4 protein-coding genes are annotated in these 9,726 nt (G+C 39.2%); 2 read left to right on the forward strand and 2 right to left on the reverse strand.

Features of this window, described 5'->3' with window-relative positions; translation table 11 throughout:
* Positions 1-31 precede the first annotated feature (31 nt).
* On the reverse strand, positions 32-4,978 hold the full coding sequence (locus B9G53_RS16900; RefSeq protein WP_094534349.1) for a PAS domain S-box protein: 4,947 nt from the start codon (positions 4,976-4,978) through the stop codon (positions 32-34).
* 117 nt (positions 4,979-5,095) lie between these two features.
* A complete protein-coding gene (locus tag B9G53_RS16905; protein ID WP_094534351.1) occupies positions 5,096-8,419 on the reverse strand; it encodes a hypothetical protein in 3,324 nt (1,107 codons plus the stop codon).
* 349 nt (positions 8,420-8,768) lie between these two features.
* Between B9G53_RS16905 and B9G53_RS16910 the strand changes: the two genes are divergently transcribed.
* Together B9G53_RS16910 and B9G53_RS16915 are read left to right on the forward strand one after the other, a co-directional pair.
* A complete protein-coding gene (locus tag B9G53_RS16910) occupies positions 8,769-9,212 on the forward strand; it encodes a hypothetical protein (RefSeq protein ID WP_176453254.1) in 444 nt (147 codons plus the stop codon).
* Positions 9,205-9,561 carry a hypothetical protein gene (locus tag B9G53_RS16915; RefSeq protein ID WP_094534355.1) on the forward strand — a complete coding sequence of 119 codons (357 nt, stop codon included), beginning with the start codon at positions 9,205-9,207 and terminating at the stop codon, positions 9,559-9,561. The genes B9G53_RS16910 and B9G53_RS16915 overlap by 8 nt, the downstream gene beginning before the upstream one ends.
* Positions 9,562-9,726 lie beyond the last annotated feature (165 nt).

Consider the following 9,726-nt stretch of genomic DNA (forward strand, 5'->3'; position numbering starts at 1 on the left):
TACTGAGATTTTGATCMWTWCCTTTTTAGGACTACCAGCTTTTTAGATTTGGTGAGTGAAGAGGAATTGTGATCAAAATCTCAGTAAACTCGTTTAGTTGGCTGTTAATCGCCAACGATCCTTGATGTTGCTTAACAATAATGTCATGGGTAAGTGAAAGCCCTAGTCCAGTACCTGAGCCAGGTGGTTTAGTTGTGAAGAAGGGATCAAGGATTTTCGATTGGATCTGAGGGGAAATGCCACAACCATTATCACGGATGCAAATTTCTACTGTTTCTCCCACCAGTTGAGTGGAAACTCTCAGTCTAGGTGTATATGTGCTTGTTGAGCCTTCATCTTTATGGAACTGAGCTTGTTTGAAACGCATCGCATCACAGGCATTGTCAATTAAGTTGATCAAAGCCCGCATTAGCGTATTAGGAATTACGTCAACTAAATGTACTTCAGGATCATAGTCGGTAAGACTATCAACATTGAAGTTGATATTTTGCGATTGTTTAGCATGACAGGCTAGTCTCATCGCTTCATTCAGCAAATTATTAAGGGCTGTAGGCTGCATCGAAGCAGGTTCGCTACGGGCATGTTCCATCATGCTACTAATGATATCTGCGGCCCGGAGGCTATGTCGATGGATCGTAGAGGCGTTCTCTTGCAAGTCAATGATGAGCGTTTCAATCAAGGAGGCAGTTTGCAGGGCTTGGGATGAAAAAATTGGTTGCAGAGTCTCTAACAATTCTTGAGTCAGTTCGATGGAGCCTTCGGCATAGTTTTTGACAAAGTTAAGGGGATTCCGTAATTCATGAGCTATGCCTGCGGTGAGAGTTCCTAACGAAGCAAGCTTTTCTTGCGCCATAATTCGCTCTTGAGCATTTTGAAGTTCATTGGTTCTTTCTTCTACGCGCTGTTCGAGCGTTAGTGAGTATTCTTCGAGTTGATGGTTGGCTTGTTCAAGTTCGCTATTCAGTTGGGAAAGTTCCTGTAATAGTTGATCGCGCTCTAGCTCTGCGCGTTTGCGATCGCTGATATCTTGATAAGTGCCTAACACACCAATAACTTCATCGTTGAGGTTATATAAAGGCAATTTGTTGGTTTCGATCCATATTGTTGTGCCATTGGCAAGCTTCTGTGTTTCAATAACGCCTAGTTTCGCTTGATTAGATTCCATTACTTCTCGATCATCGGCGCGGTAAATTTCTGTCTCTTCAAGGCTCCAAGGTAAATCATAGTCAGTTTTACCGATGATTTCGATGGGTGAGTTTAAACCAGCCGCTTGAGCAGTTTTGAGATTGCAACCTAAAAATACGGATTGGCGATCTTTCCAAAATACAGCAAGGGGGAAAGTATCAATCACAGTTTGGAGAAATCGTTGGGATTCTTGCAGATCTAGTTCTGCTTGCTTGCGATCGCTAATATCAGTATGTGTACCCAACATCCGCAAAGGTTGTCCAGCATTATCCCACTCCACAATTTTACCGATAGAGAGAATCCATTTCCATTGGTTATCTTTAGTGCGTTGACGAAATTCCACCTTGTAATTACTAATTTCACCCTTAACATAGGCTTGATAGGTAGATGCAACTGGCTCTAGATCATCGGGATGCAGTCGCTCAATCCACTTAGCATTAGTTTCTTCAAACTCATCAGGACTATATCCCAATATCGTGGCATATTCAGGGCTGACGATGGTGATTCCAGTCTGTGGGTTTAGGTCATAGAGTCCCTGATTTGCGGCGGTTAAAGCTAAGCGTAACCGTTCTTCGCTATCTTGCAGCAGTAATTCTGCTTTTCGCCGTTCCGTAACCTCTCGGTTAATGATCACTACACCTATAATCGTCGTGCCATCGATTTCAAAATAGGGAGAATAGGTGACGTTGACAAAGCGATTACCTGCTTTCTTAAAATAGAACCACTCTCCGTAATCAATGGTTTCACCAGCAAGACATCGATCAAACCTTGATTTGACAATCGTTTGAAACGTATGCTCACCCATGATCTCTGGGATGGAGCGTCCGACAGTCTCCTCCAATTGCCATTCGTTGTGTTCTAAATAGGTTTGATTGACCAAACGATAGGTATAGTTACGGTCAACCAAAGCCATACCATCTGGAGCGATCTCTACCATTCGTTGATATTGTCGCAAGATAATTTCCGCTTGTTTGCGATCGGTGATGTCACGGGCTACACCCACCATCCGTAAGCCAGCCCCATCTTCAATTTCAACTACTTTCCCATTCACCGCCACCCAACGCATTTCTCCATCGTTACGATTAATACGGTATTCGATGTTATACGGAGATTGCGTAGTAAAACTATGGGAAAGAGCTTGAAATACTCGTTCTTGATCTTCGAGATAGACTAGTTTTAAAAAGGCTTCGCGATCGCCAGGAAATGTTCCAGCCTCGTAGCCAAAAATAGCTTCTGTTCTGGCTGACCAAATTCCTGTATCGAGATTTGACTCCCAAGTTCCCATCTCAGATGACTCAAGAGCCAGTTGTAACCGTAGACTTTCTGACTGAAGTTGTCTCTCTGACCGTTTGCGATCGCTAATATCTTGCACGACACCAATGACATACTGCGGTTCTCCAAGAGAGTCTCGCACTAAAGAGACCGCTAAATTAGCCCAGACGATCTCACCATCTTTACGGATATAGCGCTTTTCTATCGTAAAGGTTTGCAACTCTCCTGAGAACAGAAGTCTGGTATTTTCATTATCTTTTTCTAGATCCTCAGGGTGAGTTATGTCCACAAAAGACATTAATAGCAGTTCTGCTTCTGAGTAACCCATGATGTCGCAATATTTTTGGTTTATGCGTATATATTTGCCATCCAGACTGTTTTGGGCAATTCCCGTAGCAGCTTGCTCAAAGGTAGCGCGAAACCGTTCATTACTCTCTTGCAGAGCAATTTCAGCTTGTTTGCGATCGGTGATGTCATCAGAAATACAAATCAAATAATCAGGGTTACCATACTCGTCAAATATGGGAACCTTGACTGTATGCAAAATCCTACGTCCTAATGTCAAACTATCAATTGGTTCTTCAGGAATATCCTCTGGTCTACCGAGCGCAAATGATAAACGATCTTTCTCATTGAAGAAATCAGATTGCTCCTTTGGGAAAAAGTCATAGACTGATTTACCAATTGCTTGCTCTTTGCTACAACCAAACATGCGTTCACAGGTATTATTCCACAGCACAAATTCGCCAAATTTTGCTTCTTTCCCATTTTTGACAAATAGAGCTAGTGGTATATTTTCGATAATTGCTTCGAGAAAGTTTCTTGCTTGAGATAACTCTTGCGTCCTTTCCTGCACCCGATGCTCTAGTTCTTCATTCAATTTTTGTAAATTTTCTTTTGCTTGCTTGCGATCAGTAATATCCATCGCAATTCCAGCCGTACCTATTGACTCGTTAACATCGTTAACAACTGGAGATTTGATCGTTTCTATCCATCGATATGTACCATCCGCAATAAGGAGATATTCCTCAAACTGTTTTTGTTTTCCTGAATCGATCACTTCGCGATCGTCGCGTATATATGTCTCAGCTAGCTCATGAGACCAGATATCCAAGTCAGTCAACCCAATTAATTGAGAAGATGCATAGCCACAGGCTTGAGCAAATGGCTCATTAACTGCCAAAAAGCGCCCATCACGATCCTTTAGCCATGCAATATGGGGAATATTGTTCAGTAGCGATGATAACTGTTGTTCTCGTTCTTTAGCTATTTCTTCACTTTTTTTGAGCGCTTGTTCAATAAGTTTGCGATCACTAATATCGCGTCCCACGATCATCACATCATCTTCACCGTAGGCAACTACACGACATTCCTCAGTTTGCAAAACACCATCAATACATAGCTCTTGTTCATAAATTTGCATTTCTCTAGTTTGGAGCGCATCATGCACTGCCTTCATCCGTTTTGCTGCCAAATCAGGCGGTAAGGTGTCCTCTACCTTAGTACCAATCAGCTCTTGAGCATCACCGAGTAATGGAAAAGTTGTGGGTACGATAAAATCAAGGTACATTCCCTCGCGGTTAACTCGCATAATCAAATCAGGTAAAGTATTGATCAGAGCGCTTTGTTTGGCTTCACTTTGACGTAAAGCAATTTCAGCCCGAATGCGATCGCTGATCAGTTCCCCAAAAATAATAAGCCCACCAATGCTATCGGTATCGTCATACCAAGGGCGCACTTCCCACCGCACCCATGCCTCTGTTCCATCGGCAAGAATATACTGCTCTTTTTCGTTCCGCTCTACATTTCCCTGCAAACACCGTTGATGCACTTCCCGCCAGTAATCAGGAGCATTAGGAAAAACATCATAATGACATTTGCCAATGACTGATGACTCTAATTGATAATCTTGGAGCCAACGCTGACTAGCGATCAAATAGTTCATTTGGCGATCGAACATGGCTACACCCACAGGCGTATGCTCGAAAAATAGACGTAATTGCTTTTCGTTCTGCCGCAGTTGTTGGGTATGTTCTTGGATCTGCTGCTCCAAACTAGTATGCAATCTTTCTAGTTCACGCTTGGCTTGTTCTAGTTCTAGTTTTTGGGTGCTCAGTTGCCGATCTTGTTGATAGCGACGCAGGGCTTCGGTAACAGTGAGTTGTAAATCGATCGCATTCCAAGGCTTCGGCAGGAAACGATACAGATTCACCCGATCAATCAAATTACTAACATCCTCAGCGCTTGCTTGACTGGTGAGCATAATTTTTAAGATTTCGGGATGCCGACCATGAAGTTCTATTAAAACCTGCTCACCGCTCATGTCAGGCACTAGCTGATCCACAATCACCAGAGGGACTTCTAGCCCATCAGCTAATAATTTTTCCACCAGTGTTATTGCTTCAGCCCCACTTTCAGCAATGGCGATCGCATAGTTGGGAAAACATTGCCTTAATTGAGTTCTCAGCTCAAGCAGAACGCTATACTCATCGTCAACACAAACAATCGTGGGGCTACTCATCAGTTATCTCCAAGCTATAAGAAATTTTGTTGGGACAATTCAAAGCTTAAAAATCGAGTGACTGATCTCTTGATCACTAATAGATTTACTAGGACTAAGCTAGGATCACCGAATTTTTTAAGCTTTAACATCATTCTCCCCGCGCATGATTTTGAAAACATCTTTGACTAACTTGTCACGAATACTAATAATCTTTTCACAACTATCACTTGCTTGGCTGTTTTTCTTCCGTTTTAGTTGGGCAAAGTAAAGCTTTACTTTTTTAAATTGACCATCAAAATGTCCATTATATCGAGATTGATCTAGGACTTGCTTAGATTTAAAAGAAGATGGTTTATAACGATCATGCAGACTGCTAAGGAGAAGTTCCACTTCGTCCCAATTCATAGCAATTTCGCTCGCTTCTTCGGAAACAGTGCTTGAATGATTTGCTTGACCATATATTATTAGAATTGCTTTACATACAGCAGCAAAAATCTTACCTAAATCCGTAAAGTCTGTCAGCCGATGAGGATACAAACCCATAACTAGAGAATCTCCGCTTCTATCGCAACTATCTTTCTCAAAGTTTCTATCCAAATAAAATTTATGATCATTTTCTTCGCAATTACTGGTTGAACCATCTTTAGCGATCGCCCAACAATATGTAAAAATCCGTAAGGCTTTTTCAACTTGACTTTGAATTTGTTCTTCAGAACCTTGATCAACACATAATTCACGCATTCCGATTGCAAATAGCAGGATTGTAGAATGAGTTCCAAATAGATAAATTGTCTCACTTGATATTGCGCTAGGCTGCTTAAGTATAGACATATCTATACTTAAAACATGGCTGGAGGCATTGTAGGCTTGAGAATAGCGAGAATCGCCATAGAAAAAGTTGTTGATCGGTAATTCCCTGATTAATGGAGTTACTTGTACTTCAACGTCTCCATACTTTTCATAATATTTTAATTCATCAATTTCAGGACGAGAAATATCTGTAACTTTTCCACCATTATCCTTAATTTCTTGATAACACTGTTTACCAATCGAAGAGTAACAAAGTAAAGCATGATCAATCAATCTCTTCGCCCAGTCTAAACATTCTTCACGACTAATTTGAGAATTGTGATCAAACTCTCCTAAATAAGCAAGAATTAGATAATTCCAACTTTGATAAGCCGACCAATAAGCGTAATAGGATTCACTCCCATCTCTCGCGGCGTAAATACGAGCTTTCTCTAATAAACGAATCGGTTCTAAAAGCGTTTCCCACCTTCCGCCAGGACGGTTAGTATAGGCGGATGTATACATATAAATCTTGGCATGAAATGCTGTTGCTCTAGATAAAATATAAAAGAAAGGATGAAAATTACTCTGAGAAAATTCGCCAATCTTATAATATTTGTACAATCTTTGTTTAACGTGAAATTCAGCCCTTTCTAAGCTTGTCAGAGCTTTTTGAATAGCCTGATATCGATCTGAATGTATGTTTTCAGGATCATCAAGATCAGTAAGATAGTGATAGCGAAACTTACAGAGCCAATATCGAGCAACTCCTAAATCACTTAAATAATTCTTTTCTACATGCGGCTCAATTATATCTAAATATTTTTTACCAATTCGATATAGACCTTCTTGAAGATAAGCATCAGCGATCGCTAGATGTGCCTCATAGGCAACGAGACTCCAACTACGCTGCGGTTCTGTTTCTATAAAATCAAATTGATCATCCTTAGTGCGATATTTCCCATTAGCAAAAATAGTCTCTTCAATCTTTCCTTCCATTGCCATTAGAGAGAATGGGTAAAAGTGTAAAAGTTTTTTTGCATCTCTAAATATGTCTAATTCTTCAATGCGATGACAAAGCTCAGTCAAATATTTGTTAGCATCAATGCCAAGTTGTTTTATGGCTTTTAACCTTGCAAGAAGAGCAGATCTAGCAACTACTTCTAATAAGTCAAATCCGCAATACTCGCCACTGGCTAAATCATGATTGCTACTGATTTCTTCATAGCTTTTGTTCTCATAAATCGATCTCTCAACATCTTCTTCTTTACAGAGTTTTACAACTGTTTTACACCAAACAGGACTATGACTACTTTGTCCAATTACTTCCTCGTAACATAGAACTTCATTGGCGATTGGCATGTAATCTCCCAAGATTGGAATATCCCAAAATAAGACTCTATTTATCACTCCTGAAATATTTGAAACTGGACTACCAATACCTGTAATTTCTTCATAAAAATTGAGAGTGCCGCCATAGGAGTTTTCAGTTAGTTTTGCAAATTGTTTGGGAAATCTTGGTTTGTAGTCTTCTGGAGGACGTACATGGAAATGGACTTTGGCTTTGTAAACAAATTGTTTCTCTAGCCCATCAATACTTTCTGTAAAGCCATGACTTGTGTTTTTTTCATATTGCAATAATTTTGGATTCAACAATCCTGTTTCTTCTCCATTTTGCTTGATATATAGAGGTAGTGGCTGTTTTTTTTCTATTTCAATATACTTGAGGTACACAGGAAACTCATCGGTTAATATCTCATTTTCAACTACGGATTGAGTGAGATGTTTTACAAAAGAAGCCGATAATATATTAGATTTATCTTTCTCTATTTCTACTTCATTAGAAAGCAGTGCTTTAACTTGATTGATACCACATTGAAATTCTATTCTATTAATTTCTCGTTCAACTTTGTCTACCAAGTCACGAATGATTGTATTTAGTTGTGAAGATTCAGGAAAATACTCATTAAGGAGTTTAACAATAATTGTCCCAATAAATTTTTGCCGTGAAGATCCTTCTAGTTCTTGAGAATCCAGATTAGCTGTTCGTAAGGCTTGATATGTATTGAGGGTAAGTTGGCATAAACGGGCGATATTGTTGGCATCTAAACCTGTGATTGGATGAGTAATGTCTTCTAATAATTTTTGAAGAATTGCTTCGCTAGGATTGACACCAATTTTTAGCTGATCGCGTTCATCAATTGATAGTTCAGAAAATTTACGAATTGCTCTAAGTTTCTCATCTCTAGTTAAAGCTAATGGTTTATTCTTCAGATCATTTTGATCTTTAGCAGTGAGACTTTTTTGTGATTTATACTCTTGAATACTTTTAAGAATCTCGATCAGTTTACCAAGAGTGAGCCCTGGAACTGGATTTGCACTTTCTTCTGGATAATATTCTGGCATAACGGAGCGTAAAACCCGACGCACAAAAATACGATTGTCCTTCTGCCCCCATTGATTAGCGATACTACTTTCGTTAGGCTGTTCATGCCCTTTACTATTTTTGATCAAAAACAAGTCTGTTAAACAGGTCAGCAAATATCTGTATACACTTCTGTCTCGTTCTTCTTGGTTAGTTCTTGAGCCACTCAAATTATCTTGATTTTCTTCCAACCCTAATTTTCTATTTTTTTGAGTCCTAGAAACATGTACATTTTGTTCAGGCATTTTCTTTGTCTTTATTCTAAATTTACACAATTTTCAACTGGGAACATTCTATTTTGAGCATTGACTGCCCATATTTCTGTGTACGAGGTTCAGGCATGCACAAACAATAACTACATTTATGTACAGTATTTACAGTTTTAATGTTGTGAGCTAAGATATCTAGTAGGATTTGATAACAACGCTTATTGCATTGTACTAGCTACCTTAAATTTCTCAATCGTATAGTCAAGGTAAGTAGTCAAAATTGTTGCTTTCACAAACTTTTAGTGCATGAGCCTTTAGCCATCCTTCAAACCCTGAAAATAGTATTTGATAGAGTTTTTTGGTTTTAAAATTTACTCTGGAGGCAATGATGAAAGTTAATAACAAGAGCAACTACTCAGAATATGATGATCATCGATTAAACATCAAGTTGTCAAACGGCATTTTAGGCGATCGCATCGAATCAGTACAAGTTCCCAGAGATCGAAATCATCATTCCTCTCAGATTGATCGATTAATGAGAAGACATTTAGAAATTCCACCTTTGCCTGAATTTATTGCCTTTACCATCGTCCGCATGGCAACAGCTACTCTGAGCATTTCAGTCCTACTGATTTTATCGAAAAACACTAACAATTACCTTCATGTATTAGTTCTGGGACTATTGATACTTTCTGTACTTGTCTTTCTTTGGATTTATTGTATGCGAGCGATCGCAACTCAGCCTCAACTAAAACATGGTGTTATTTATCTTTGGTTGTGTATAGCTTTCGGTGCAGTATTTGGAATTATCGAGGGAAACTATGTCTAATCTTCTCTACAAAAATCTCAACTATGAAGCAAGTTTACGAATTAGCTCTGCCGTGTGGATAAATGTGATTTCAAGCATTAGCATTTATATAATCGGGATCTATCTTGGTGCGGGTGTGATCAAAATAGATTGGGTTCGTCCAGTCTTCTCTGCTCTGACAATTAGTACAGGAATGTCGGCATTGAGTCTTCGTAAAGTAACTAGAATGAACGATATTCTCCATGAGAATGATAGAGATATTCTGATCCAAAAACATCAAGACAGTTTATATACTTACCACCCATCACAATCCAATACAAACTTACTACCCCAGAAAGATAGTGAAGAAATTTACTATCAAGGTTGGTAATTAGCTCACTTTGCTAATGTTGATGTATGTATAGCAACTGGAGTTTAGACTAAAAAAGGTAAGAAAGGCAGAGTAAAAGAGATACAAACTGCCTAAAGTAGATAAAAAAGAAAGACATATCTACAGCCATGATTATTGACAAACTACAGGAATTTCGTCAACAGG

Source organism: Pseudanabaena sp. SR411, assembly GCF_002251945.1.
In the GTDB taxonomy this organism is placed as follows: Bacteria; Cyanobacteriota; Cyanobacteriia; order Pseudanabaenales; family Pseudanabaenaceae; genus Pseudanabaena.

Excerpts from the sequence above, each read along its gene's own strand:
- B9G53_RS16900 (WP_094534349.1), bottom strand. The coding sequence starts at position 4,978 with ATGAGTAGCCCCACGATTGTTTGTGTTGACGATGAGTATAGCGTTCTG.
- B9G53_RS16905 (WP_094534351.1), bottom strand. The coding sequence starts at position 8,419 with ATGCCTGAACAAAATGTACATGTTTCTAGGACTCAAAAAAATAGAAAA.
- B9G53_RS16910 (WP_176453254.1), top strand. The coding sequence starts at position 8,769 with ATGATGAAAGTTAATAACAAGAGCAACTACTCAGAATATGATGATCAT.
- B9G53_RS16915 (WP_094534355.1), top strand. The coding sequence starts at position 9,205 with ATGTCTAATCTTCTCTACAAAAATCTCAACTATGAAGCAAGTTTACGA.